The organism is Pseudomonas wadenswilerensis, from assembly GCF_024749185.1.
In the GTDB taxonomy this organism is placed as follows: Bacteria; Pseudomonadota; Gammaproteobacteria; order Pseudomonadales; family Pseudomonadaceae; genus Aquipseudomonas; species Aquipseudomonas wadenswilerensis.
This window is the reverse complement of the sequence record NZ_CP087191.1, coordinates 4,999,247-5,026,147: the sequence shown is the minus strand read 5'-3', so window position 1 is coordinate 5,026,147 and position 26,901 is coordinate 4,999,247. Positions and strand designations below refer to the sequence as shown.

General features: G+C 60.0%; 23 protein-coding genes and 2 tRNA genes. 24 read left to right on the top strand and 1 reads right to left on the bottom strand.

The window, feature by feature from the left end; all coding sequences use genetic code 11:
• Nucleotides 1-17: 17 nt before the first annotated feature.
• From grpE to LOY45_RS22995, 8 genes are all read left to right on the top strand, one after another.
• On the top strand, nt 18-572 hold the full coding sequence (gene grpE / locus LOY45_RS23030) for a nucleotide exchange factor GrpE (RefSeq protein ID WP_115085223.1): 555 nt from the start codon (nt 18-20) through the stop codon (nt 570-572).
• Nucleotides 573-673: 101 nt separating this feature from the next.
• Entirely contained in the window at nt 674-2,593 is a 1,920-nt protein-coding gene (dnaK, locus tag LOY45_RS23025) for a molecular chaperone DnaK (protein WP_115085224.1), read from the top strand.
• A gap of 210 nt (nt 2,594-2,803) precedes the next feature.
• Nucleotides 2,804-3,928 carry a molecular chaperone DnaJ gene (gene dnaJ / locus LOY45_RS23020; RefSeq protein WP_115085225.1) on the top strand — a complete coding sequence of 375 codons (1,125 nt, stop codon included), beginning with the start codon at nt 2,804-2,806 and terminating at the stop codon, nt 3,926-3,928.
• A 13-nt stretch (nt 3,929-3,941) separates the two neighbouring features.
• Nucleotides 3,942-4,745, top strand: coding sequence for a 4-hydroxy-tetrahydrodipicolinate reductase (gene dapB / locus LOY45_RS23015; RefSeq protein WP_115085226.1), 804 nt, complete (start codon nt 3,942-3,944; stop codon nt 4,743-4,745).
• 336 nt (nt 4,746-5,081) lie between these two features.
• Complete coding sequence (gene carA, locus LOY45_RS23010) at nt 5,082-6,218, top strand: glutamine-hydrolyzing carbamoyl-phosphate synthase small subunit (RefSeq protein WP_115085227.1); 1,137 nt, start codon at nt 5,082-5,084, stop codon at nt 6,216-6,218.
• Between the two features lie 106 nt (nt 6,219-6,324).
• On the top strand, nt 6,325-9,546 hold the full coding sequence (gene carB / locus LOY45_RS23005; protein ID WP_115085228.1) for a carbamoyl-phosphate synthase large subunit: 3,222 nt from the start codon (nt 6,325-6,327) through the stop codon (nt 9,544-9,546).
• The gene (gene greA, locus LOY45_RS23000) at nt 9,543-10,019 is read left to right on the top strand and encodes a transcription elongation factor GreA (protein WP_115085229.1); all 477 of its coding nucleotides are present in this window, start codon (nt 9,543-9,545) and stop codon (nt 10,017-10,019) included. The genes carB and greA overlap by 4 nt, the downstream gene beginning before the upstream one ends.
• A gap of 28 nt (nt 10,020-10,047) precedes the next feature.
• Nucleotides 10,048-10,443, top strand: a complete 396-nt coding sequence (locus LOY45_RS22995) for an MFS transporter (protein ID WP_115085271.1) — start codon at nt 10,048-10,050, stop codon at nt 10,441-10,443.
• Nucleotides 10,444-10,455: 12 nt separating this feature from the next.
• Here LOY45_RS22995 and yhbY read toward each other — a convergent pair whose 3' ends face one another.
• Complete coding sequence (yhbY, locus tag LOY45_RS22990) at nt 10,456-10,764, bottom strand: ribosome assembly RNA-binding protein YhbY (protein ID WP_038606752.1); 309 nt, start codon at nt 10,762-10,764, stop codon at nt 10,456-10,458.
• A 100-nt stretch (nt 10,765-10,864) separates the two neighbouring features.
• Here yhbY and rlmE point away from each other — a divergent pair, with 100 nt between their 5' ends.
• From rlmE to LOY45_RS22910, 16 genes are all read left to right on the top strand, one after another.
• The gene (rlmE, locus tag LOY45_RS22985; protein ID WP_010222974.1) at nt 10,865-11,488 is read left to right on the top strand and encodes a 23S rRNA (uridine(2552)-2'-O)-methyltransferase RlmE; all 624 of its coding nucleotides are present in this window, start codon (nt 10,865-10,867) and stop codon (nt 11,486-11,488) included.
• Nucleotides 11,489-11,701: 213 nt separating this feature from the next.
• Nucleotides 11,702-13,609: an ATP-dependent zinc metalloprotease FtsH gene (ftsH, locus tag LOY45_RS22980; protein WP_115085231.1), complete on the top strand. Its 1,908-nt coding sequence runs from the start codon at nt 11,702-11,704 to the stop codon at nt 13,607-13,609.
• A gap of 8 nt (nt 13,610-13,617) precedes the next feature.
• A complete protein-coding gene (folP, locus tag LOY45_RS22975) occupies nt 13,618-14,469 on the top strand; it encodes a dihydropteroate synthase (protein WP_258578412.1) in 852 nt (283 codons plus the stop codon).
• 16 nt (nt 14,470-14,485) lie between these two features.
• Entirely contained in the window at nt 14,486-15,826 is a 1,341-nt protein-coding gene (gene glmM, locus LOY45_RS22970; protein ID WP_115085233.1) for a phosphoglucosamine mutase, read from the top strand.
• A gap of 66 nt (nt 15,827-15,892) precedes the next feature.
• Nucleotides 15,893-16,648 carry a triose-phosphate isomerase gene (tpiA, locus tag LOY45_RS22965; protein ID WP_010222978.1) on the top strand — a complete coding sequence of 252 codons (756 nt, stop codon included), beginning with the start codon at nt 15,893-15,895 and terminating at the stop codon, nt 16,646-16,648.
• A 3-nt stretch (nt 16,649-16,651) separates the two neighbouring features.
• Nucleotides 16,652-17,038 carry a preprotein translocase subunit SecG gene (gene secG / locus LOY45_RS22960; RefSeq protein WP_115085234.1) on the top strand — a complete coding sequence of 129 codons (387 nt, stop codon included), beginning with the start codon at nt 16,652-16,654 and terminating at the stop codon, nt 17,036-17,038.
• A gap of 19 nt (nt 17,039-17,057) precedes the next feature.
• Nucleotides 17,058-17,143 (top strand) — tRNA-Leu (locus LOY45_RS22955).
• A 97-nt stretch (nt 17,144-17,240) separates the two neighbouring features.
• Nucleotides 17,241-17,317, top strand: a tRNA-Met gene (locus tag LOY45_RS22950).
• 129 nt (nt 17,318-17,446) lie between these two features.
• Entirely contained in the window at nt 17,447-17,905 is a 459-nt protein-coding gene (gene rimP, locus LOY45_RS22945) for a ribosome maturation factor RimP (RefSeq protein WP_038999709.1), read from the top strand.
• Nucleotides 17,906-17,964: 59 nt separating this feature from the next.
• Nucleotides 17,965-19,446: a transcription termination factor NusA gene (gene nusA, locus LOY45_RS22940; RefSeq protein ID WP_010222981.1), complete on the top strand. Its 1,482-nt coding sequence runs from the start codon at nt 17,965-17,967 to the stop codon at nt 19,444-19,446.
• Between the two features lie 27 nt (nt 19,447-19,473).
• The gene (gene infB / locus LOY45_RS22935; protein ID WP_115085235.1) at nt 19,474-21,981 is read left to right on the top strand and encodes a translation initiation factor IF-2; all 2,508 of its coding nucleotides are present in this window, start codon (nt 19,474-19,476) and stop codon (nt 21,979-21,981) included.
• 121 nt (nt 21,982-22,102) lie between these two features.
• The gene (gene rbfA / locus LOY45_RS22930) at nt 22,103-22,504 is read left to right on the top strand and encodes a 30S ribosome-binding factor RbfA (RefSeq protein WP_010222983.1); all 402 of its coding nucleotides are present in this window, start codon (nt 22,103-22,105) and stop codon (nt 22,502-22,504) included.
• A 3-nt stretch (nt 22,505-22,507) separates the two neighbouring features.
• Nucleotides 22,508-23,425 (top strand): tRNA pseudouridine(55) synthase TruB, encoded by a 918-nt coding sequence (gene truB, locus LOY45_RS22925; RefSeq protein ID WP_115085236.1) that lies wholly within the window; start codon nt 22,508-22,510, stop codon nt 23,423-23,425.
• Nucleotides 23,426-23,578: 153 nt separating this feature from the next.
• A complete protein-coding gene (gene rpsO / locus LOY45_RS22920) occupies nt 23,579-23,848 on the top strand; it encodes a 30S ribosomal protein S15 (RefSeq protein WP_010222985.1) in 270 nt (89 codons plus the stop codon).
• Nucleotides 23,849-24,098: 250 nt separating this feature from the next.
• Nucleotides 24,099-26,204, top strand: a complete 2,106-nt coding sequence (pnp, locus tag LOY45_RS22915) for a polyribonucleotide nucleotidyltransferase (RefSeq protein ID WP_038998668.1) — start codon at nt 24,099-24,101, stop codon at nt 26,202-26,204.
• Nucleotides 26,205-26,462: 258 nt separating this feature from the next.
• A complete protein-coding gene (locus LOY45_RS22910; RefSeq protein ID WP_115085238.1) occupies nt 26,463-26,813 on the top strand; it encodes a BON domain-containing protein in 351 nt (116 codons plus the stop codon).
• Nucleotides 26,814-26,901: the final 88 nt, after the last annotated feature.

Here is a 26,901-nt window from a genome sequence, read left to right as displayed (position 1 = left end):
TCGAGAGGAGAGATTTTATGGCTGACGAACAGCTGGATGAACAGAATCTGAACGCCGAAGCGGCTGGCGACCAAGAGCTGAGCGCCCGCGTGCAGGTGCTCGAAGAGCAGCTGGCGGCGGCCCAGGATCAATCCCTGCGCACCGCCGCCGACCTGCAGAACGTGCGCCGCCGCGCCGAGCAGGACGTAGAAAAGGCGCACAAGTTCGCCCTGGAAAAATTCGCCGCTGACCTGCTGCCGGTCATCGACAGCCTCGAGCGCGGCCTGGAACTGTCCAGCCCGGACGACGAGAGCATCCGCCCGATGCGCGAAGGCATCGAGCTGACCCTGAAAATGTTCCACGACACCCTCAAGCGCTACAACCTCGAGGCCATCGACCCGCACGGCGAACCGTTCAATGCCGAGCACCATCAGGCGATGGCCATGCAGGAAAGCGCCGAGGTCGAGCCCAACAGCGTGCTCAAGGTGTTCCAGAAGGGCTATCAGCTCAACGGCCGTCTGCTGCGCCCGGCCATGGTCGTGGTCAGCAAGGCCCCGGCAACGGTTTCGCCGTCGATTGACGAGCAGGCTTGAAATCGTTTTCAGCGCCCCCATCTAGGTGTCAAGCATTCAAGTATTACCGCAGTTAGCCACCACTGCTGCGGCAACCAAATTCAAGTTTCGGGAGAGTTAACATGGGTAAAATCATTGGTATCGACCTGGGGACCACCAACTCCTGCGTCTCCATTCTGGAAAACGGCAACGTCAAGGTTATCGAGAACGCCGAAGGCGCTCGTACCACGCCGTCGATCATTGCCTACGCCAACGATGGCGAAATCCTGGTTGGCCAGTCGGCCAAGCGTCAGGCGGTCACCAACCCGCACAACACCCTGTACGCGGTAAAGCGTCTGATCGGCCGTCGCTTCGATGAAGAAGTGGTGCAGAAAGACATCCAGATGGTTCCGTACAAGATCGTCAAGGCTGACAACAATGACGCCTGGGTTGAAGTGAACGGCCAGAAAATGGCGCCGCCACAAATCTCGGCTGAAATCCTGAAAAAGATGAAGAAGACCGCCGAAGACTACCTCGGCGAGCCAGTGACCGAAGCGGTGATCACCGTTCCGGCCTACTTCAACGACAGCCAGCGTCAGGCCACCAAGGACGCCGGCCGTATCGCCGGTCTGGACGTCAAGCGGATCATCAACGAACCAACCGCGGCGGCTCTGGCCTACGGCATGGACAAGGCCAAGGGCGATCACACCGTGATCGTTTATGACCTGGGTGGCGGTACCTTCGACGTTTCGGTCATCGAAATCGCCGAAGTCGATGGCGAGCACCAGTTCGAAGTTCTGGCCACCAACGGTGACACTTTCCTCGGTGGTGAAGACTTCGACATCCGCCTGATCGACTACCTCGTCGACGAGTTCAAGAAAGAAAGCGGCATGAACCTCAAAGGTGACCCGCTGGCCATGCAGCGCCTGAAAGAAGCTGCTGAAAAGGCCAAGATCGAGCTGTCCTCGAGCCAGCAGACCGACGTCAACCTGCCGTACATCACTGCAGATGCTACCGGTCCTAAGCACCTGAACGTGAAGATCTCCCGCGCCAAGCTGGAATCGCTGGTAGAAGACCTGGTTCAGCGCACCATCGAGCCATGCCGCATCGCCATGAAAGACGCCGGTATCGACGTCAGCAAGATCGACGACGTGATCCTGGTCGGCGGTCAGACCCGTATGCCGCTGGTGCAAAAAGCTGTTACCGACTTCTTCGGCAAAGAAGCGCGTAAAGACGTCAACCCGGACGAAGCGGTTGCCATGGGTGCTGCCATCCAGGGTGCGGTACTGGCCGGTGACGTCAAGGACGTACTGCTGCTGGACGTCAGCCCGCTGACCCTGGGTATCGAAACCATGGGTGGCGTGATGACCGCGCTGATCGAGAAGAACACCACTATCCCGACCAAGAAGTCGCAAGTGTTCTCGACTGCCGATGACAACCAGGGCGCCGTGACCATTCACGTGCTGCAAGGTGAGCGTAAGCAGGCTGCACAGAACAAGTCCCTGGGCAAGTTCGACCTGGCTGACATTCCACCAGCACCACGTGGCGTGCCACAGATCGAAGTGACCTTCGATATCGACGCCAACGGCATCCTGCATGTCGGCGCCAAAGACAAGGCCACCGGCAAGACCCAGTCGATCGTGATCAAGGCCAACTCCGGCCTGTCTGATGAAGAAATTCAGCAGATGATCCGCGACGCCGAAGCGAACTCGGAAGAAGACCGCAAGTTCGAAGAACTGGCCGCTGCCCGTAACCAGGGTGATGCACTGGTTCATTCGACTCGCAAGATGGTCGCAGACGCCGGTGACAAGGTCACTGCCGATGAGAAAACCGCGATCGAAGCTGCCGTGGTTGCCCTGGAAGCCGCCATCAAGGGCGACGACAAGGCTGCCATCGACGCCAAGGTCGAAGAGCTGTCGAAAGTCTCGGCTCCGGTTGCCCAGAAGATGTACGCCGAGCAGTCGGCTGAACAGCCTCAGGGCGGCGCTCAGCAAGCTGAGCCGGAAGCCAAGCACGACGACGTCGTCGATGCCGAGTTCGAAGAAGTCAAAGAGAACAAGTAATTGCTACAGGTTGTCGGCCAGTTGACTGTTTTTTGATGGTTGGCTGGTAGGATGTCGCCGCGCGGGGGCTTGCTCCCGCGTTGGCGTGTCTGCAATACCCGAATTTTTACAGCATCTGTCAGCCGCCCGTGGGGTAGGTGGGGTGGGTGCTGGCGGCACAGCGCGGAATGCGCAGAGGTTTGCCGAACGTCCTCAAGAGTGCAAAGACTTATGGCAAAGCGTGACTATTACGAAGTTCTGGGAGTTGAGCGCGGCTCCAGTGAAGCGGACCTGAAGAAGGCCTATCGCCGCCTGGCGATGAAGCATCACCCGGACCGTAATCCTGATGACAAGGACTCGGAAGAGAAATTCAAGGAAGCCAACGAGGCTTACGAAGTGCTCTCCGATGCCAGCAAGCGTGCGGCCTATGACCAGTATGGTCATGCCGGCGTGGATCCGAGCATGGGTGGTGGCGGCGCCGGTTTCGGCGGCGCGAACTTCTCGGATATCTTCGGTGATGTGTTCAGCGATTTCTTCGGCGGTGGCCGTGGTGGTTCGCGTGGTGGTGCCCAGCGTGGCAGCGACCTGCGTTATACCCTTGAGCTGAACCTGGAAGAGGCCGTCCGCGGTACCACGGTCAATATCCGTGTGCCGACGCTGGTCAATTGCAAGCCGTGTGACGGCTCCGGCGCCAAGAAAGGCTCGTCGCCTTCGACCTGCCCGACCTGTGGCGGTATCGGCCAGGTGCGCATGCAGCAGGGCTTCTTCTCGGTCCAGCAGACCTGCCCACGTTGCCACGGCCAGGGCAAGATCATCACCGACCCGTGCGATTCGTGCCATGGCGAAGGCCGCACCGAAGAGTACAAGACCCTGTCGGTCAAGGTTCCGGCAGGTGTCGACACCGGCGACCGTATTCGTCTGTCCGGTGAGGGCGAGGCCGGTTCGCAAGGTGGCCCGACTGGCGACCTGTACGTTGTGATCAACGTGCGTGAACACTCGATTTTCCAGCGCGACGGCAAGCATCTGTACTGCGAAGTGCCGATCAGCTACACCGACGCTGCCCTGGGTGGCGAGCTGGAAGTGCCGACCCTCGATGGTCGGGTCAAGCTGAAGATCCCGGAAGGTACCCAGACCGGCAAGCAGTTCCGTCTGCGCGGCAAGGGTGTGGCGCCGGTTCGCGGTGGTGGTGCCGGTGACCTGATGTGCCGGGTCGCGGTGGAAACCCCGGTCAACCTCAGCCGTCGTCAGCGCGAGCTGCTCGAAGAGCTGCGTGATTCGCTGGAAGGCGACAGTTCCCATTCGCCGAAAGCCAATGGCTGGTTCGAAGGCGTGAAGCGCTTCTTCGGTGATCTCTAAGAAGGAATAGGGCATGCGACGTATAGCGGTAATGGGCGCGGCAGGGCGCATGGGCAAGACCCTGATCGAAGCGGTGCAGCAAGCCCCGGGTGCCGGGCTGACCGCGGCGATCGATCGCCCCGACAGCTCGCTGGTCGGCGCTGATGCAGGTGAGCTGGCGGCGCTGGGCCGGATCGGCGTGCTGCTGTCCGACGACCTGGCCAAGGTCGCCGACGAGTTCGACGTGCTGATCGACTTCACTCATCCCTCGGTGACCCTGAAGAACCTGGCGTTCTGCCGCAAGGCAGGCAAGGCGATGATCATCGGCACCACCGGTTTCACGGCCGAAGAAAAGCAACTGCTGGCCGAAGCGGGCAAGGACATTGCGATCGTCTTCGCCGCCAACTTCAGTGTTGGCGTCAACCTCAGCCTGAAGCTGCTGGACATGGCTGCGCGGGTGCTGGGTGATGATGTCGATATCGAGATCATCGAGGCTCACCACCGGCACAAGGTCGATGCGCCGTCGGGTACTGCGCTGCGCATGGGTGAAGTGGTTGCCAATGCGCTGGGCCGCGACCTGCAGGAAGTGGCGGTGTATGGCCGTGAAGGCCAGACCGGTGCGCGTGATCGCAAGACCATCGGCTTCGCCACCGTGCGTGCCGGCGATGTGGTCGGTGATCACACCGTGCTGTTTGCTGCCGAAGGTGAGCGCCTGGAGATCACCCACAAGGCCTCCAGCCGCATGACCTTCGCCAAGGGTGCGGTACGTGCGGCCCTGTGGCTGGACGGGCGCGAGCCTGGCCTGTACGACATGCAGGACGTGCTCGACCTGCGTTGAACGCTGTTCAGGGGCCGCTGCGCGGCCCATCGCTGGCAAGGCCAGCTCCCACAGGAATTGCGCCATGGCTGCAATTCCTGCGTCTCAGTATCTCCTGTGGGAGCTGGCTTGCCAGCGATGCTTTTCCATTCCCGCGACGCCCTGTCGCATTCCTGCGCCTTTCAGGCACTTCAGTGGTAGACCAAAAAAGCGTTTTTCTGTAAGCTACAGCTTTAGTGTGTCCACTAAAAGCGCGCAGATAATTCGACGAAGAAAGCGGGGTGACGTGTCTATACGTCATTCCGCTTTTTTGCAACCTGCGATCGCCCCTTCAGGCTAGATTTACGGGAGGTCTTCTTGACTAAGCCAGCCATACTCGCCCTTGCTGATGGCAGCATTTTTCGCGGTGAAGCCATTGGAGCCGACGGTCAGACCGTTGGTGAGGTGGTGTTTAACACCGCAATGACCGGCTATCAGGAAATCCTGACTGACCCTTCCTATGCGCAGCAAATCGTTACCCTGACTTACCCGCACATCGGCAACACCGGCACCACGCCGGAAGACGCCGAATCCGACCGCGTCTGGTCGGCCGGTCTGGTGATTCGCGACCTGCCTCTGATCGCGAGCAACTGGCGCAACAAGCAATCCCTGCCTGATTACCTCAAGGCCCACAACGTGGTGGCGATCGCTGGTATCGACACCCGTCGCCTGACCCGCATCCTGCGTGAGAAGGGCGCGCAGAACGGCTGCATCCTCGCCGGCGACAACATCAGCGAAGAGGCCGCAATCGCCGCCGCTCGCGGCTTCCCGGGCCTGAAGGGCATGGACCTGGCGAAAGTCGTCAGCACCAAGAACAGCTACGAATGGCGCTCCAGCGTCTGGGAGCTGAAGACCGACAGCCACGCCACCATTGAAGCGTCCGAGCTGCCGTATCACGTGGTTGCCTACGATTTTGGCGTCAAGCTGAACATCCTGCGCATGCTGGTCGCCCGCGGCTGCCGCCTGACTGTAGTGCCGGCGCAAACCCCGGCCAGCGAAGTCCTCGCGCTCAACCCCGATGGCGTGTTCCTGTCCAACGGCCCTGGCGATCCGGAGCCTTGCGACTACGCGATCCAGGCGATCAAGGACATCCTCGAAACCGAGATCCCGGTGTTCGGCATTTGCCTGGGTCACCAGTTGCTGGCCCTGGCCTCCGGTGCCAAGACCGTGAAAATGGGTCATGGTCACCACGGCGCCAACCACCCGGTCCAGGACCTGGACACCGGCGTTGTGATGATCACCAGCCAGAACCACGGCTTTGCGGTTGACGAAGCAACCCTGCCGGGTAACGTGCGCGCCATCCACAAGTCGCTGTTCGACGGCACCCTGCAAGGCATCGAGCGCACCGACAAGAGCGCGTTCAGCTTCCAGGGCCACCCTGAAGCCAGCCCGGGCCCGACCGACGTCGCGCCACTGTTCGACCGTTTCATCGATGCCATGGCCAAGCGCCGCTGAGCATCTGGCGAGAAGGCCCTGGACCGGTGCAAGCCGCGTTCAGGTGCCGCCCCCAAGATTGTTCAATGCGGCTTGCCGACTGACCTGCGGAATTGAGTGACAACCCATGCCAAAACGTACAGACATTAAAAGCATCCTGATTCTCGGCGCTGGCCCGATCGTGATCGGCCAGGCCTGCGAATTCGACTACTCCGGCGCCCAGGCGTGCAAAGCCCTGCGCGAAGAGGGCTACCGCGTCATCCTGGTGAACTCCAACCCGGCCACCATCATGACCGACCCGGCCATGGCTGATGCGACCTATATCGAACCGATCAAGTGGCAGACCGTTGCCAAGATCATCGAGAAAGAGCGTCCTGACGCGCTGCTGCCGACCATGGGTGGCCAGACTGCCCTGAACTGCGCCCTGGACCTGGAGCGCGAAGGCGTCCTGGAAAAGTTCGGCGTGGAAATGATCGGCGCCAACGCCGACACCATCGACAAGGCTGAAGACCGTTCGCGCTTCGACACCGCCATGAAGGCCATTGGCCTTGAGTGCCCGCGCTCCGGTATCGCCCACAGCATGGAAGAGGCCAATGCGGTCCTCGAGAAGCTCGGCTTCCCGTGCATCATCCGTCCGTCCTTCACCATGGGCGGCACCGGTGGCGGCATTGCCTACAACCGTGAAGAATTCGAAGAAATCTGTGCCCGTGGTCTGGACCTGTCGCCGACCAAGGAACTGCTGATCGACGAATCGCTGATCGGCTGGAAAGAGTACGAGATGGAAGTGGTCCGCGACAAAAAGGACAACTGCATCATCGTCTGCTCGATCGAAAACTTCGACCCGATGGGCGTGCACACCGGCGACTCGATCACCGTGGCGCCGGCACAGACCCTGACCGACAAGGAATACCAGATCATGCGCAACGCCTCGCTGGCGGTGCTGCGTGAAATCGGTGTCGAGACCGGCGGTTCCAACGTGCAGTTCGGTATCTGCCCGGACACCGGCCGCATGGTCGTGATCGAAATGAACCCACGGGTTTCGCGTTCCTCGGCCCTGGCGTCGAAAGCCACCGGCTTCCCGATCGCCAAGATCGCCGCCAAGCTGGCGGTCGGTTACACCCTCGACGAACTGCAGAACGACATCACTGGCGGCCGTACCCCGGCGTCCTTCGAACCGTCGATCGACTATGTCGTCACCAAGCTGCCGCGTTTCGCCTTCGAGAAATTCCCGAAAGCCGACGCCCGCCTGACCACCCAGATGAAATCCGTGGGTGAAGTCATGGCCATCGGCCGGACCTTCCAGGAGTCGCTGCAGAAAGCCCTGCGCGGTCTGGAAGTTGGCGTGTGCGGCCTGGACCCGAAAGTCGACCTGGCCAGCCCGGACGCTGCCAGCATCCTCAAGCGCGAGCTGACCGTGCCGGGCGCCGAGCGCATCTGGTACGTCGCCGACGCCATGCGTTCGGGCATGACCTGCGATGAAATCTTCGCCCTGACCGGTATCGACCACTGGTTCCTGGTGCAGATGGAAGACCTGATCAAGGAAGAAGAGAAGGTCAAGACCCTGGCCCTGTCGGCGATCGACAAGGACCTGATGCTGCGCCTCAAGCGCAAGGGCTTCTCCGATCAGCGTCTGGCCAAGCTGCTGGGTATCACCGACAAGAACCTGCGTCGTCACCGTCACAAGCTCGAAGTGTTCCCGGTCTACAAGCGCGTCGACACCTGCGCCGCCGAGTTCGCCACCGATACCGCCTACCTGTACTCGACCTACGAGGAAGAGTGCGAGGCCAATCCGTCGACCCGCGACAAGATCATGATCCTGGGTGGCGGTCCTAACCGTATCGGCCAGGGCATCGAGTTCGACTACTGCTGCGTACACGCGGCACTGGCCCTGCGTGAAGACGGTTACGAGACCATCATGGTCAACTGCAACCCGGAAACCGTCTCCACCGACTACGACACCTCCGACCGCCTGTACTTCGAGCCGCTGACCCTGGAAGACGTACTGGAAGTGGTTCGCGTCGAGAAGCCGAAGGGCGTGATCGTCCATTATGGCGGCCAGACCCCGCTGAAACTCGCGCGAGCCCTGGAAGAAGCCGGCGTACCGATCATCGGTACCAGCCCGGACTCCATCGACCGCGCCGAAGACCGCGAGCGTTTCCAGCAGATGGTTCAGCGCCTGAACCTGCTGCAGCCGCCAAACGCCACCGTGCGCAGCGAAGACGAAGCGATTCGTGCTGCCGGCGTGATCGGTTACCCGCTGGTGGTTCGCCCGTCCTACGTACTGGGCGGCCGCGCGATGGAAATCGTCTACGAACTGGACGAGCTCAAGCGCTACCTGCGTGAAGCGGTACAAGTGTCCAACGACAGCCCGGTGCTGCTCGACCACTTCCTCAACTGCGCCATCGAGATGGACGTGGATGCGGTCTGCGACGGCACCGACGTGGTGATCGGCGCGATCATGCAGCACATCGAGCAGGCCGGTGTTCACTCCGGTGACTCGGCGTGCTCGCTGCCTCCGTACTCGCTGCCCGCCCATGTGCAGGACGAAGTCCGTGAACAGGTCAAGAAAATGGCCCTGGAACTGGGCGTTGTCGGCCTGATGAACGTGCAGTTGGCCCTGCAGGGCGACAAGATCTACGTGATCGAAGTCAACCCGCGCGCCTCGCGTACCGTGCCGTTCGTCTCCAAGTGCATCGGCACTTCGCTGGCGATGATTGCCGCGCGGGTCATGGCCGGCAAGACCCTCAAGGAAATCGGTTTCACCAAGGAAATCATTCCTAACTTCTACAGCGTCAAGGAAGCGGTGTTCCCATTCGCCAAGTTCCCGGGTGTTGACCCGATCCTCGGCCCAGAGATGAAATCCACCGGTGAAGTCATGGGTGTCGGCGACAGCTTCGGTGAAGCCTTCGCCAAGGCCCAGATGGGCGCCAGCGAAGTATTGCCGACCGGCGGTACTGCGTTCATCAGCGTGCGTGACGACGACAAGCCACAAGTGGCTGGCGTTGCTCGCGACCTGATCGCCCTGGGCTTCGAAGTGGTTGCCACCGTCGGTACCGCCAAGGTCATCGAAGCGGCTGGCCTGAAAGTGCGTCGCGTGAACAAGGTGACCGAAGGTCGTCCGCACGTGGTCGACATGATCAAGAACGACGAAGTGTCGCTGATCATCAACACCACCGAAGGCCGTCAGTCGATCGCCGACTCCTACTCGATTCGCCGCAATGCGTTGCAGCACAAGATCTACTGCACCACCACCATTGCGGCCGGTGAAGCTATCTGTGAAGCGCTGAAGTTCGGTCCGGAAAAGACCGTGCGCCGCTTGCAGGATCTCCATGCAGGACTCAAGGCATGATCAAATACCCGATGACTGTCCAGGGCCATCGCGCCCTGGAAGATGAGCACGAATTCCTCAGCAAGACCGAGCGTCCGCGCCTGAGCCAGGCCATTGGCGAGGCCCGCGAACTCGGTGACCTCAAGGAAAACGCCGAATACCACGCTGCCCGTGAAGAGCAGGGTATGGTCGAAGCGCGAATCCGTGATATCGAAGGGCGTCTGCAGAACGCGGTGGTCATTGATGTCACCACTATTGCGCACACCGGCAAGGTGATCTTCGGCACTACCGTCGAAATCGCCAACGTCGAGACGGACGAAAGCTTGAAGTACAAGATCGTCGGTGAGGATGAAGCCGACATCAAATCCGGCAAACTGTCGGTGGGTTCGCCCATCGCCCGTGCTCTGATCGGCAAGGAAGAAGGCGACGTTGTGGCGGTGAAAACCCCGAGCGGCCTGGTCGAGTACGAGATTGTCGAAGTCGCCCACATTTGACCGTCGCCGCGGCTTTGCCGCGGCCCCGGTGATCTGGCAACTGACTCAGGTGTTCTGGGTTGGTGGCCTGTGGATGCTGCATTTCGGTCTGTTGCCGGCGTTGGGCCAGATTGGCCTGGCGCCGCTGCTGATCGAGGATATTGGCAGCCTGATGGCATCGTTGCTGGTGGCGTTTGCGGCGTTTTGCGCAGGCGTGCAGGCACTGGTGCTGATTCAGGCTCAGGGCCTGGCCAGTCTGTGGCGGGACATGCGGGGGCAGTTGCTGTCGATGGCGATGCTGGCGTGCGTGGTGTATTTCGCCTTGCGCATGGGCATGCCGGAGGAGTTGCGCTGGCAGCTGTTCTGCTACCTGGTGCTGGGCCTGACCGGCTTGCTGCTGGTCATGCAACCCGTGCCGGGCAGGGCGCGCAAGGCGCGCCACTGACCGGGGCGAACATCACTTGTAACGGTGGATGTTCGACAGCTGTTTGTTCGGCTGCGGATTGCGGCGATAGATCAGCGCTTTCTTGCCGATGGTCTGTACCAGTTCGGCGCGGCCGGCCTTGCACAGCGCGGCAATTGCGGCAGCACGCTCTTCGCGGTCTTCGGAGCGAATCTCGACTTTGATCAGTTCGTGATCGGCCAGAGCGCGTTCGAGTTCGGCGATAACCCCTTCAGTCAGCCCGTTGCCTGCCACAATCAGAACTGGTTTCAGGTCGTGGCCAATGGATTTGTACTGTTTCTTCTGCTCGTTATTGAGCGGCATAATCTGACCCTTTGTCTGATTCTGTAAAAATGGCGGCCATTTTACCCGAGGGCCCGTGGATCCGCCCAGTTAATCACGACCCTTATCATCGAGGTGCCCAATGGCGCGTTCCAAGACAAGCCTTGGCTGGCTGAAAGAACACTTCAACGATCCTTACGTTAAAAAAGCGCAAAAGGATGGTTATCGCTCGCGTGCGAGCTATAAATTGCTGGAAATTCAAGAAAAGTACCGGATTATCCGCCCGGGTATGAGTGTCGTCGATCTCGGCGCGGCGCCGGGTGGCTGGTCGCAGGTGACCAGTCGTCTGATCGGCGGTCAGGGCCGCTTGATCGCTTCCGATATCCTGGAAATGGACAGTATTCCCGACGTTACCTTCATCCAGGGCGACTTTACCCAGGACGAAGTGCTGGCACAGATCCTTGAGGCGGTGGGTAATTCGCATGTAGACCTTGTGATTTCCGATATGGCCCCCAATATGAGTGGTACGCCTGCCGTGGATATTCCCAAGGCCATGTTTCTCTGTGAGCTGGCCCTTGATCTGGCGACCCGGGTACTCAAGCCGGGTGGTGATTTCCTGATCAAGATTTTCCAGGGCGAAGGGTTTGACGTATACCTCAAGGACGCTCGTCAGAAATTCGACAAGGTCCAGATGCTCAAACCTGATTCTTCGCGGGACCGCTCCCGTGAACAGTACTTGCTGGCGAGGGGTTACCGCGGCGAGTAGGGGCGTCAGGCCGGCGGCTTCCAGGGTGTCCGATAGTTTTTTCCAATCGGCTCTCCTGCCTGACCTGGATGTACTTCGTGTAGTCTAGGTTTCACAAAGGGTTACAGACGGCGCCTGCAGATGTGTAGGTTATGTAGTAAGTTAAGCCGGTGAATATCATGCGAGGCACGGCTGCGCCGTCAGCCGGCTTCAGAGGGTAGCTAATTGAACGATATGGCAAAGAACTTGATCCTGTGGTTGATCATCGCGGCTGTCCTGGTGACGGTGATGAACAACTTCTCCAGCCCGAATGAGCCGCAGACCCTCAACTATTCCGACTTCATTCAGCAGGTCAAGGATGGCAAGGTCGAGCGCGTTGCGGTCGACGGCTACGTCATTACCGGTAAACGTACCGATGGCGACAGCTTCAAGACCATCCGTCCGGCCATTCAGGACAACGGCCTGATCGGCGACCTGGTCGACAACCACGTCGTGGTCGAAGGCAAGCAGCCAGAGCAGCAGAGCATCTGGACCCAACTGCTGGTCGCCAGCTTCCCGATCCTGGTCATCATTGCCGTATTCATGTTCTTCATGCGTCAGATGCAGGGCGGCGCCGGTGGCAAGGGCGGGCCGATGAGCTTCGGCAAGAGCAAGGCGCGCCTGCTTTCCGAAGACCAGGTGAAAACCACCCTGGCCGACGTCGCTGGTTGCGACGAAGCCAAGGAAGAAGTCGGCGAGCTGGTCGAATTTCTGCGCGACCCGGGCAAGTTCCAGCGCCTGGGCGGTCGTATTCCTCGCGGCGTGCTCATGGTTGGCCCGCCAGGTACTGGTAAGACCCTGATAGCCAAGGCTATTGCCGGCGAAGCCAAGGTGCCGTTCTTCACCATCTCCGGCTCCGACTTTGTCGAGATGTTCGTAGGTGTTGGTGCCAGCCGTGTGCGCGACATGTTCGAGCAGGCCAAGAAGCATGCTCCGTGCATCATCTTCATCGACGAAATCGACGCCGTCGGCCGCCATCGTGGTGCCGGCATGGGCGGCGGTCACGACGAACGCGAGCAGACCCTCAACCAGTTGCTGGTGGAGATGGACGGCTTCGAAATGAACGACGGCATCATCGTCATCGCCGCGACCAACCGTCCGGACGTACTCGACCCGGCGCTGCTGCGTCCAGGCCGTTTCGACCGCCAGGTGGTGGTTGGCCTGCCGGATATCCGTGGCCGTGAGCAGATCCTCAAAGTGCATATGCGCAAGGTGCCGATTGGCGAGAACGTCAATCCAGCGGTCATTGCCCGTGGTACTCCAGGCTTCTCCGGTGCGGACCTGGCCAACCTGGTCAACGAGGCGTCGTTGTTCGCTGCCCGTGGTGGCAAGCGCGTCGTCGAGATGAAAGAGTTCGAGCTGGCCAAAGACAAGATCATGATGGGCGCCGAGCGCAAGAGCATGGTCATGTCCGAGAAAGAGAAGCAGAACACCGCTTATCACGAGGCTGGTCACGCCATTGTCGGTCGCGTCGTGCCCGAGCATGACCCGGTCTACAAGGTATCGATCATTCCGCGGGGCCGGGCACTGGGTGTCACCATGTTCCTGCCTGAGGAAGACCGCTACAGCCTGTCCAAGCGCGCGCTGATCAGCCAGATCTGCTCGCTGTACGGTGGCCGTATCGCCGAAGAGATGACCCTGGGCTTCGATGGCGTCACCACCGGTGCTTCCAACGACATCATGCGTGCCAGCCAGATCGCCCGTAACATGGTCACTAAATGGGGCCTGTCGGAAAAACTCGGTCCGCTGATGTATGCCGAAGAAGAAGGCGAAGTGTTTTTGGGCCGCAGTGCCGGTTCCCAGCACGCCAGCGTCTCCGGTGAAACCGCCAAGCTGATCGACTCCGAAGTGCGCAGCATCATTGACCAGTGCTATGCCACGGCCAAGCAGATCCTCACTGAGAACCGCGACAAGCTCGACGCCATGGCCGATGCGCTGATGAAGTACGAGACCATCGATGCCGATCAGATCGACGACATCATGGCTGGTCGCGAGCCACGCGAGCCGCGTGATTGGGAAGGTGGGTCAGGCACTCCAGGCACCTCTGCTCCGCAGAGCGATCGCCCAGAGTCGCCGATCGGCGGTCCAGCGGCGCAAGTCTAAGGGCACATATGACCTCACAGCAGTACCCGACCCGGTTGCCTTGCGGCAACCGGGTTCTTGATTTGTCCCGTACCCATGTCATGGGTATCCTCAATATCACCCCCGATTCCTTCTCCGATGGCGGCCGCTTCACCCAGCGTGACGCAGCCTTGCGTCACGCCGAGGCGATGGTGGCTGCCGGTGCGACCCTGGTCGATGTCGGTGGCGAGTCCACCCGCCCTGGCGCTCGCGCGGTGTCGGCGCTTGAAGAACTGGAGCGCGTTGCGCCGATCGTCGAGGCGATCAATCGCGAACTCGATGTGATCATCTCGGTCGATACTTCTACGCCAGCGGTGATCCGTGAGTCGGCCAGGCTTGGTGCCGGGCTGATCAACGATGTGCGCTCGCTCAGTCGTGATGGCGCCCTGGATGCCGCAGCAGCCACCGGTTTGCCGGTGTGCCTGATGCATATGCGTGGCGAGCCGGGCGATATGCAGGATAATCCTCATTACGAGGATGTCACCGCCGAGGTGGCGAGCTATCTTGAAGAGCGAATGGCTGCCTGCGCGGCCGTGGGCATCGAGGCCGGGCGGATCATCCTCGATCCGGGTTTCGGCTTCGCCAAGACCCTGGAACACAACCTCAGCCTGTTCAAGCACATGGAGGCGCTCTATCGGTTGGGGCGTCCTTTGCTGGTGGGTGTTTCTCGCAAGAGCATGATCGGTCTGGCCCTGGGCCGCCCGGTCGGAGAACGGCTCTATGGCGGCCTGGCCCTGGCTGCGCTGGCGATGACCAAGGGAGCGAGCATATTGCGCGTTCACGATGTCGCCGAAACCGCCGATGTAGTGCGGATGATTGCTGCGGTGCAAGCCGCCGAATAAGAGTGATGGAGCATCTATGAGCAGAAAATACTTTGGCACCGATGGCATTCGTGGCCGTGTCGGCGAGTTTCCGATTACCCCTGATTTCATGCTCAAGCTCGGTTGGGCTGCGGGTATGGCCTTTCGCAAGCAAGGCGCTTGCCGGGTACTGGTCGGTAAGGACACGCGAATTTCGGGCTACATGTTCGAGTCGGCACTGGAAGCCGGATTGTCGGCGGCTGGCGCTGATGTGATGCTGCTCGGGCCGATGCCGACCCCGGCCATCGCCTACCTGACCCGCACCTTCCACGCCGAAGCGGGCATTGTCATCAGTGCGTCGCACAACCCGCATGACGACAACGGCATCAAGTTCTTCTCCGGCCAGGGCACCAAGCTGCCGGACGAAGTCGAACTGATGATCGAGGAACTGCTCGACCAGCCGATGACCGTGGTCGAATCGAGCAAGCTGGGCAAGGTGTCGCGTATCAACGATGCGGCTGGCCGTTACATCGAATTCTGCAAGAGCAGCGTGCCGAGCAGCACCGATTTTGCCGGTCTCAAGCTGGTGGTCGACTGCGCTCACGGTGCTACCTACAAGGTCGCGCCAAGCGTGTTCCGCGAGCTGGGTGCCGATGTCACCGTGCTGTCGGCACAGCCCGATGGTCTGAACATCAACGAAAACTGTGGTTCGACCCACATCGAGTCGCTGCAGGCGGCGGTCCTGGTTGGTCATGCCGACCTGGGTATCGCCTTCGATGGCGACGGCGACCGTGTACTGATGGTCGATCACACCGGTGCCATCGTCGATGGCGACGAACTGCTGTTCATCATCGCCCGTGACCTGCACGAGCGTGGCAAGCTGCAGGGTGGGGTGGTGGGTACCCTGATGAGCAACCTGGGGCTGGAACTGGCCCTGAAGGACCTCGACATCCCGTTCGTGCGCGCCAAGGTCGGTGACCGCTACGTGATGGCCGAGCTGCTGGGGCGCGACTGGGTGATCGGTGGCGAGAACTCCGGGCACGTGGTGTGCTGCAACCACACCACCACTGGTGATGCGATCATCGCCGCGCTGCAGGTGCTGATGGCCCTCAAACGCCGCGAAGAGACCCTGGCCCAGGCCCGTCAGGCCCTGCGCAAATGCCCGCAGGTGCTGATCAATGTGCGCTTCGGTGCGAGCAAGGTCGACCCCCTGGAGCATCCGGCTGTCCAGGAGGCCAGTGCCAAGGTTACCGAGGCACTGGCCGGTCGTGGCCGTGTGCTGCTGCGCAAGTCCGGGACAGAGCCTCTGGTGCGGGTAATGGTCGAAGGCGAGGATGAAAATCAGGTCCGCGGCCACGCCGAAGCCCTGGCAAAACTGGTAAGTGAAGTTTGCGTTTGAAATACGCTTGCCAGAGGTGATTGGGTTGGGTAACATCTGCGCCCTCTTTGACCGACGAGGTACAGCATGCGTCGCCCTATGGTAGCTGGTAACTGGAAGATGCACGGTACCCGCGCCAGCGTCGCTGAGCTGATCAAGGGCTTGAGTAATCTCGCCCTGCCGAGCGGTGTCGAGGTCGCGGTGTTTCCCCCCGCCCTGTACATCAATCAGGTAATTGATGGCGTACAAGGCAAGGCGATCGCCGTCGGCGCTCAGAATTCTGCGGTACAGCCTGAGCAAGGCGCACTGACCGGTGAAATTGCACCGAGTCAACTGGCCGAGGCAGGTTGCGAGCTGGTACTGATTGGGCACTCCGAGCGCCGCCAGATCATTGGCGAGAACGACGAAGTTCTCAATCGCAAGTTCGCTGCGGCACAGGCTTGTGGTTTGAAGCCGGTGCTCTGTGTAGGGGAAACCCTCGAAGAGCGCGAAGCGGGTAAAACGCTTGAGATTGTCGGGCGTCAGCTGGACAGCGTCATCGAAGCGTTCGGTGTCGAAGTCTTCGCCAGTGCGGTGATTGCCTATGAGCCTGTATGGGCCATCGGTACAGGGCTGACAGCCTCGCCACAGCAGGCTCAGGATGTGCATAAGGCCATTCGCGAGCAGCTGGCGGCAAAGAACCCGGAAGTCGCAGCGAGTGTGCGGCTTCTATACGGCGGCAGCGTGAAGGCGGCCAATGCGGCTGAACTGTTCGGCATGCCGGATATCGATGGGGGCCTGATTGGTGGGGCTTCCCTGAACGCAGACGAATTCGGTGCAATTTGTCGCGCCGCAGGAAACTGAAAAATGCTGGAAACAGTGATCGTTGTTTTGCATCTGTTGGGCGCGCTGGGTTTGGTAGTGCTGGTGTTGCTGCAACAGGGTAAAGGTGCGGAAGCGGGTGCATCTTTCGGCGCAGGTGCTTCAAATACTGTGTTCGGAAGCCAAGGTTCTGCTACCTTTCTGAGTAAGTTTACTGCTATACTAGCTGCCTCTTTCTTCTTAACTGCTCTTGGGTTAGGATACTTTGCTAAGGAGAAAGCTCAAGAGCTGACTCAAGTAGGGTTGCCAGATCCAGCGGTCTTGGAAGTGAAGCAGCAAAAGCCGGCAACAGATGATGTACCGGTGCTCCAGGAGCAGAAGAGCGAAGCCACTAACACTGGTGATGTTCCTCCCGCTCAAGAGCAGAAGTAACGGGTTTCAAAGTAGTATTGCCGAGGTGGTGGAATTGGTAGACACGCAACCTTGAGGTGGTTGTGCCCATAGGGTGTAGGGGTTCGAGTCCCCTTCTCGGTACCAATTGAAACAAGACAGCCCGCTACAGCGGGCTTTCTTGTAGGTGGAGGTTAGATTGACCCTGTCGGGGTTCGGTCGTATACTTTCGCCCCAGCTTTGTCGCGGGGTGGAGCAGTCTGGTAGCTCGTCGGGCTCATAACCCGAAGGTCGTTGGTTCAAATCCAGCCCCCGCAACCAGTTTCAGCGGAGCCCCTTTTGCAGGGGCTTTTTCTTGGCTGAACAGTCATAACGCCGGTATTCAACGGCGTATCAGGGATGGGCGCTTTGCCCATTTTTTATTTGCATAGCATGCACGAGGGGGTTCAGGTGTCGAGCAAGCTAGAACAGTTGCAGGCCTTGTTGGCCCCGGTGGTCGAGGCTCTTGGCTATCAATGCTGGGGGATCGAATTCATCTCTCAAGGCAAACATTCGGTCCTGCGGATTTATATCGATAAAGAAGATGGCGTGCTTGTTGATGACTGCGCAAAAGTCAGTCACCAGGCCAGCGCGATCCTCGATGTCGAAGACCCGATCACTTCCGAATATACCCTTGAAGTGTCCTCTCCTGGCATGGATCGCCCGCTGTTCACCTTGGAACAGTTTGCTTCGCATGCCGGCGAACAAGTGAAGATCAAGCTGCGTACGCCCTTTGAAGGTCGTCGTAACTTTCAGGGCCTTCTCCGTGGCGTGGAGGAGCAGGATGTTGTGGTCCAGGTAGACAACAACGAATTCCTGTTGCCGATCGATTCGATCGACAAGGCCAACATTATTCCCAGTTTTGACTGAGACGTGCCGGATCCCGCGGACCGCGCGGATCCAATGGCTTGCGAAAGGCGAGGCGTACGATGAGCAAAGAAGTACTGCTGGTTGTTGAGTCGGTATCGAACGAAAAGGGCGTACCGGCCGGCGTAATTTTTGAAGCGCTGGAAGTGGCTCTGGCCACTGCAACCAAAAAACGTTTTGACGACGAAGTCGACCTGCGTGTGGAAATCAACCGCCACACCGGTAGCTACGAAACCTTCCGTCGCTGGACTGTCGTCGAAGAAAAGGATCTTGACGATCCGGCGATCGAAGTGTGGCCAGCGAAGATTCAGGACACCCATCCTGAAGCTAAAGTCGGTGACGTGATCGAAGAGAAGATCGAGTCGATCGAGTTCGGCCGTATTGCCGCCCAGACCGCCAAGCAAGTCATCGTCCAGAAGGTCCGTGAAGCCGAGCGCGCTCAAGTGGTAGATGCCTACCGCGAGCGTCTGGGCGAGATCATCTCCGGTACCGTCAAGAAGGTCACCCGTGACAACGTCATCGTTGACCTGGGCAACAACGCCGAAGCGTTGCTGGCCCGTGAAGACATCATCTCCCGCGAGACTTTCCGTGTCGGTGTGCGCCTGCGTGCACTGCTCAAGGAAATCCGCACCGAGAACCGCGGCCCGCAGTTGATCCTGTCGCGTACCGCGCCACAGATGCTGATCGAGCTGTTCCGCATCGAAGTGCCGGAAATCGCCGAGGGCCTGATCGAAGTCATGGCCGCGTCCCGTGATCCGGGTTCGCGCGCCAAGATCGCCGTACGCTCCAAAGACAAACGCATTGACCCGCAAGGTGCCTGTATCGGCATGCGCGGTTCGCGTGTCCAGGCAGTGTCCGGCGAACTGGGTGGCGAGCGCGTGGATATCGTCCTCTGGGACGACAACCCTGCACAGTTCGTCATCAACGCCATGTCGCCGGCTGAAGTCGCGGCGATCATCGTCGATGAAGACGCCCACGCCATGGACATCGCCGTGGGTGCCGACAACCTGGCCCAGGCGATTGGCCGTGGTGGCCAGAACGTGCGCCTGGCCAGTCAGTTGACCGGCTGGACCCTGAACGTGATGACCGAATCGGACATCCAGGCCAAGCAGCAAGCTGAAACCGGTGACATCCTGCGCAACTTCATCGACGAGCTGGAAGTCGACGAAGAACTGGCACAGGTGCTGGTCGATGAAGGCTTCACCAGCCTGGAAGAGATTGCCTACGTACCGCTGGAAGAAATGCTCAACATCGACGGCTTTGACGAAGACATCGTCAACGAGCTTCGTGCTCGCGCCAAGGATCGCCTGTTGACCAAAGCCATCGCTACTGAGGAAAAGCTGGCAGACGCCCATCCGGCCGAAGACCTGCTCTCGCTTGAGGGTATGGACAAGGATTTGGCGATGGAACTGGCGGTGCGCGGCGTAGTTACCCGCGAAGACCTGGCCGAGCAGTCGATTGATGACCTGCTCGACATCGACGGCATCGACCAAGAGCGTGCCGGCAAGTTGATCATGGCCGCCCGAGCCCACTGGTTCGAGTAATTAGGCGCGGCCTGAGGAGAGAAGTGCATGACGCAAGTCACGGTGAAAGAATTGGCCCAAGAGGTCGCTGCACCGGTAGAGCGCCTGCTGCAGCAGATGCGTGAGGCAGGTCTGCCGCACACCGACGCCGGTCAGGTAGTGACCGACAATGAGAAGCAGGCATTGCTGGCTCATTTGAAGAGCAGCCACAAGGCAAAAGTGGAAGAGCCGCGCAAGATCACCTTGCAGCGCAAAACCACCAGCACCCTGCGTGTCGCCGGTAGCAAGAGCATCAGCGTAGAAGTACGCAAGAAGAAAGTATTCGTTCAGCGCAGCCCGGAAGAAATCCAGGCCGAGCAGAAGCGCGAGCTGGAAGAGCGCCGTGCAGCGGAAAACGCTGCCCGTGAAAAAGCCGATGGCGAAGCACGTCAGCGTGCCGAGGAAGAAGCCCGTCGTCAGCCAGCCGCTGCGTCTGCCGCGCCGGCTGCTGCCGCTCCGGCTCCGGCTGCAGCGCCAGTGATCCAGGCCGCCGCGGACGCCGCTCCGGCACCGGTTGCCGACCGCAAGAAAGACGACGTGCGTCGCAGCGACAAGTCGCGTGACGACGAGCGTCGTGGCGGCGAGCGCCGCAACGAAGCGCCGCGCGTTTCGGTCAAGGTCAAGGAAAAGGAAAAGGCGCCTACCCCGCGTGCCGCTCCGCGTACCACCGACGAAGAAAGCGATGGCTTCCGTCGTGGTGGCCGTGGCAAGGGCAAGCCGAAGAAGCGCAACGCCCATGGCTTCCAGAACCCGACCGGTCCGGTTGTCCGCGACGTGCAGATCGGCGAGACCATCACGGTTTCCGACCTGGCCAACCAGATGTCCGTCAAGGGCGCTGAAGTGGTCAAGTTCATGTTCAAACTGGGCACTCCGGTGACCATCAACCAGGTGCTCGACCAGGAGACAGCTCAGCTGATCGCCGAAGAGCTGGGCCACAAGGTCACCCTGGTCAGCGACACCGCCCTGGAAGATTCCCTGGCTGAGTCGTTGAAGTTCGAAGGCGAGACCTTCTCCCGTGCACCAGTCGTGACCGTAATGGGCCACGTTGACCACGGTAAGACCTCGCTGCTCGACTACATCCGTCGTGCCAAGGTTGCTGCTGGCGAAGCCGGTGGTATTACCCAGCACATCGGTGCGTACCACGTGGAAACCGACCGCGGCATGGTCACCTTCCTCGACACCCCGGGTCACGCCGCGTTTACCGCCATGCGTGCCCGTGGTGCCAAGGCGACCGACATCGTGATCCTGGTGGTTGCAGCGGACGACGGCGTGATGCCGCAAACCCGCGAAGCGGTCCAGCACGCCAAGGCTGCCGGTGTTCCGCTGGTCGTGGCGGTGAACAAGATCGACAAGCCAGGTGCTGACCTCGATCGTATCCGTAACGAGCTGTCCGTCGAAGGCGTCACTTCCGAGGACTGGGGTGGCGACACTCCGTTCGTCAAGGTGTCGGCGAAGATGGGTACCGGTGTCGACGAACTGCTCGAAGCCGTTCTGCTGCAAGCCGAGATCCTCGAGCTCAAGGCCACTCCATCGGCCCCGGGTCGTGGTGTAGTGGTCGAGTCGCGCCTGGACAAGGGCCGTGGCCCGGTGGCTACCGTGCTGGTTCAGGACGGTACCCTGCGTCAGGGCGACATGGTTCTGTGCGGTTCGAACTATGGCCGTGTACGGGCCATGCTCGACGAAAACGGCAAGCCTGTTAAGGAAGCCGGCCCGTCGATCCCGGTCGAGATTCTCGGCCTGGATGGCACTCCGGACGCCGGTGACGAGCTGTCGGTAGTGGCTGACGAGAAGAAAGCCCGTGAAGTTGCCCTGTTCCGTCAAGGCAAGTTCCGCGAGGTCAAACTGGCTCGCGCTCACGCTGGCAAACTCGAGAACATCTTCGAGAACATGGGCCAGGAAGAGAAGAAGACCCTCAACATCGTGCTCAAGTCCGATGTTCGTGGTTCTCTCGAGGCCCTGCAGGGCTCCCTGAGCGGCCTGGGCAACGACGAAGTACAGGTTCGCGTGATTGGCGGCGGCGTCGGTGGTATCACCGAGAGCGATGCCAACCTGGCCCTGGCTTCCAATGCAGTACTGTTCGGCTTCAACGTGCGTGCCGATGCCGGCGCGCGCAAGATCGTCGAGCAGGAAGGTCTGGATATGCGTTACTACAACGTGATCTACGACATCATTGAAGACGTCAAGAAAGCCCTGACCGGTATGCTCGGCAGCGATGTTCGCGAGAACATCCTGGGTATCGCCGAAGTGCGTGACGTGTTCCGTTCGCCGAAGTTCGGCGCCATCGCCGGCTGCATGGTCGTCGAGGGTGTGGTCTACCGCAACCGTCCGATCCGCGTACTGCGCGAGGACGTGGTGATCTTCGAAGGCGAGCTGGAATCGCTGCGTCGCTTCAAGGACGATGCGTCCGAAGTACGTGCCGGCATGGAATGCGGTATCGGCGTCAAGAGCTACAACGACGTCAAGGTCGGCGACAAGATCGAAGTCTTCGAGAAAGTCCAAGTGGCTCGTACGCTCTAAGCCGCGAGCATGGGAACCGCCAATTGTCCGCCCCAGGGCGTCGCTTGGCGGCTCTGAACGCAACGCCCGGTCCGGCTCTAGCCTGGCCGGGCGTTTGCCGCTTTAGTTACAGGTAGCAAAAATGGCAAAAGAATATAGCCGTACCCAACGCATTGGCGATCAGATTCAGCGCGAGCTGGCTCAGTTGATCCGTCGTGAAGTCAAAGACCCGCGTGTCGGCGTGGTCACCATTACCGCTGTGGATGTCAGCCGCGATGTCGGCCATGCCAAGGTGTTCATCACCTCCATGGGCCAGGAAGGCGCGGAAGACATCAAGCAGACCCTCAAGGTGCTCAACGGCGCGGCCAGTTTCCTGCGCGTGCACCTGGGCAAGGAAATGCAACTGCGCAGCGTGCCGCAACTGCATTTCCACTATGACGAGAGCATCAGTCGCGGTGCCCACCTGTCGGCCCTGATCGAACGCGCCGTCGCCGAAGACAAGCTGCACCAGGCTTCCGACACGCCCCTGGACACCAAGGAGTAAGCGGTGGCTCAGGTCAAGCGTATCCGTCGTAACGTCAGCGGCATCATCCTGCTCGACAAGCCGTTGGGGTTCACTTCCAACGCTGCCTTGCAGAAGGTCCGCTGGCTGCTCAACGCCGAAAAGGCCGGGCACACCGGTAGCCTCGATCCACTGGCCAGTGGCGTGCTGCCACTGTGCTTCGGTGAGGCGACCAAGTTCTCGCAGTACCTGCTCGATTCCGACAAGGGCTACGAGACGGTCATGCAACTGGGGCAGACCACCACCACCGGCGATGCCGAAGGTGAGGTGCTGAAAACCCGTGACGTGACCGTTGGTCGCGCCGATATCGAAGCGGTTTTGCCACAATTTCGTGGTCAAATCAGTCAGATACCGCCGATGTACTCGGCCCTCAAGCGTGACGGCCAGCCGCTGTACAAGCTGGCCCGTGCAGGTGAAGTAGTGGAGCGCGAGGCGCGTTCTGTTACTATTAACCGCTTGGAATTGCTCGAGTGCGAAGGCACCCGTGTCCGGCTGTCGGTCGGCTGCAGCAAAGGCACCTACATCCGCACCCTGGTCGAGGACATCGGCGAGGTGCTTGGTTGCGGGGCTTATGTCGCCCAACTGCGTCGCACACACGCCGGTCCCTTCGAGCTGGCCCAGACCGTGACCCTCGAAGAACTCGAAGCGGTCCACGCCGAAGGTGGCAACGAAGCGGTCGATCGCTTCCTGATGCCATCGGACAGCGGTCTGCAGGACTGGCCACTGTTGCAGTTCTCCGAGCACAGTGCGTTCTACTGGCTGAATGGTCAGCCGGTCAGAGCCCCCGACGCGCCGAAGTTCGGCATGGTCCGGGTACAGGATCACAATGGTCGCTTCATCGGTATCGGTGAAGTGAGCGAAGACGGGCGCATCGCGCCGCGTCGCTTGATTCGGTCAGAATGATCGAAACCTTCAGTGTCAGGTTCAGGCCTGGTACTGGTGGTAAAGAGGATGGCTGTTAATAGGCACGGTCACGCCTCACTTTATGAATACAGGGAGCAGTCCCTGGCCTATTGGAAACCGTTTGTTCGGTTTCCCTTGATTTGGAGAAGCCAGATGGCACTCAGCGTTGAAGAAAAAGCAAAGATCGTTGGCGAATACCAGCAAGCCGCCGGTGACACCGGTAGCCCAGAAGTGCAAGTTGCACTGCTGACCGCCAACATCAACAAGCTGCAAGGCCACTTCAAGGCCAACGGCAAAGACCACCACTCCCGTCGTGGTCTGATCCGCATGGTTAACCAGCGTCGCAAGCTGCTGGACTACCTGAAAGGCAAGGACACCACTCGTTACAGCGCCCTGATCGGTCGTCTGGGTCTGCGTCGCTAATAGCGGCCTGGCCAGTGGTGTGCACGGCGTGCTGCAGTCACCAGGCGGAGCCTTTGGCCCCCGTGCTGGTGAGCACGCCTTGCGTATCTATGAGGTTGGCTGTCTGTCTCGCCTGAGCGGTTTACCGCAAGGGCAGGGCAGGCTTCCAACCTCTAGTTTTATCTGGACTGCCAACAGGGCCGATTCCCTGTTCTGCCCAAGAATTCGCAAGAACCAGTTCCCCCAGAGCCACTGAAAAAGGTAGGAAACCGTGAACCCGGTAATCAAGAAATTCCAATTCGGTCAATCGACCGTTACCCTCGAGACGGGCCGTATTGCTCGTCAAGCGTCCGGCGCCGTATTGGTCACCGTCGACAACGATGTCACCGTACTGGTGACCGTGGTCGGTGCCAAACAGGCCGATCCAGGCAAAGGCTTCTTCCCCCTGTCCGTTCACTATCAGGAAAAGACCTACGCCGCCGGCAAGATCCCTGGTGGTTTCTTCAAGCGTGAAGGCCGTCCTTCCGAGAAAGAAACCCTGACCTCGCGACTGATCGACCGTCCGATCCGTCCGCTGTTCCCTGAAGGCTTCATGAACGAAGTGCAGGTTGTCTGCACCGTCGTTTCCACCAGCAAGAAGACCGATCCGGACATCGCTGCGATGATCGGTACCTCGGCTGCCCTGGCCATCTCCGGCATTCCGTTCGAAGGCCCGATCGGCGCCGCCCGCGTAGCTTTCCACGAAAGCACCGGCTACCTGCTGAACCCGACCTACGAGCAACTGGCTGCCTCGAGCCTGGACATGGTCGTTGCCGGTACCTCCGACGCCGTACTGATGGTTGAATCGGAAGCCAAAGAGCTGACCGAAGACCAGATGCTGGGCGCCGTACTGTTCGCTCACGACGAATTCCAGGCCGTGATCCAGGCTGTCAAAGAGCTGGCCGCCGAAGCTGCCAAGCCGACTTGGGACTGGACTGCCAAGGCCGAGAACACCCCACTGCTGAGCGCCATCCGTGGCGAGTTCGGTGCTGCGGTTTCCGACGCCTACACCATCACCGTCAAGGCTGACCGTTACGCTCGCCTGGGCGAACTGCGCGAGCAAGTGATCGCCAAGTTCTCCGGTGAAGAAGGTCAACCTTCGGCTTCCGAAGTCAAAGAAATCTTCGGCGAAATCGAATACCGCACCGTTCGCGAAAACATCGTCAACGGCAAGCCACGTATCGACGGCCGCGACACCAAGACCGTACGTCCGCTGAACATCGAAGTCGGCGTGCTGCCGAAGACCCACGGTTCGGCGCTGTTCACCCGTGGCGAAACCCAGGCCCTGGTCGTTGCAACCCTGGGTACTGCCCGTGATGCCCAGCTGCTGGACACCCTCGAAGGCGAGAAGAAAGACCCCTTCATGCTGCACTACAACTTCCCGCCGTTCTCGGTGGGCGAGTGTGGCCGCATGGGCGGTGCTGGCCGTCGCGAAATCGGTCACGGCCGTCTGGCCCGCCGTTCGGTTCAGGCCATGCTGCCTGCCGCTGACGTGTTCCCGTACACCATCCGCGTCGTATCGGAAATCACCGAATCCAACGGTTCCAGCTCCATGGCTTCGGTCTGTGGTGCTTCCCTGGCACTGATGGACGCCGGTGTACCGATGAAGGCGCCGGTTGCCGGTATCGCCATGGGTCTGGTTAAAGAAGGTGAGAAATTCGCCATTCTGACCGACATCCTCGGTGACGAAGACCACCTGGGCGACATGGACTTCAAGGTAGCCGGTACCGCCAAGGGTGTTACCGCGCTGCAGATGGACATCAAGATCAACGGTATCACCGAAGAGATCATGGAAATCGCCCTGGGCCAAGCCCTGGAAGCGCGCCTGAACATCCTCGGCCAGATGAACCAGATCATTGGTCAGTCCCGTAGCGAACTGTCGGAAAACGCTCCGACCATGATCGCCATGAAGATCGACACCGACAAGATCCGTGACGTCATCGGTAAAGGCGGCGCGACCATCCGTGCCATCTGCGAAGAAACCAAGGCTTCGATCGACATCGAAGACGACGGTTCGATCAAGATCTTCGGTGAGACCAAAGACGCCGCTGAAGCTGCTCGTCAGCGCGTTCTGAGCATCACTGCCGAGGCCGAGATCGGCAAGATCTACGTCGGTAAGGTCGAGCGCATTGTCGACTTCGGTGCCTTCGTCAACATCCTGCCTGGCAAGGACGGTCTGGTTCACATCTCCATGCTGAGCGATGCTCGCGTCGAGAAAGTGACCGACATCCTCAAAGAAGGTCAGGAAGTTGAAGTACTGGTACTGGACGTGGACAACCGCGGCCGTATCAAGCTGTCGATCAAGGACGTTGCCGCTGCCAAGGCATCCGGCGTCTAAGCACGCAGCTTAAGAAGAAGGACCCCTCGGGGTCCTTTTTTTGTGCCTGCGCACAATGTCTTGCGGACTTGCATCTTGCATGCAGGATTTTGCCACTGCTTGCAAAATGCACGATTCAGATGTTTGCCTGTTTGTACAAGTATCTGATTTATAAGGGAAAAATTAATAGCAAAAGCTGGCACAGGCCCTGCAACAGTATTCATACCCCTGCTGCCAGGACTGACGGCGCAGACTTTTCGAAAAACAGGAGTGTCTCGTATGAAGAAGTTCGCTATTGCTGCCGCTACTGCCACCGCCCTGACCCTGACCATGGCTAACGCGGCATTTGCCCAACAGCCCTCCCAGGCTCCGCTGACCGTTGCTGCTGGTGAAGTTACCAAAGCAAAAGAAGCGACCTCCGACACCTGGATCACCACCAAGGTCAAAGCTGACCTGATGACCGAGAAAGGCATCCCAGGCACCGACATCAAGGTCGAAACCAACAAAGGCGTGGTCTCCCTGTCTTCCGATGTTGCCGTGACGGATTCGCAGAAAGACATGGCGGTCGCTATCGCCAAGAAGATCAAAGGCGTTCAAGCCGTCTCGGCTGATGGCCTGAAAACCAATTAATAGTTTGTTCCGACTCGCTGACCTTTCAGGTTCATGCGAACGACCAAAAGGACTTGGTCACTCAAAGCCCCGGCACTGGTTGCCGGGG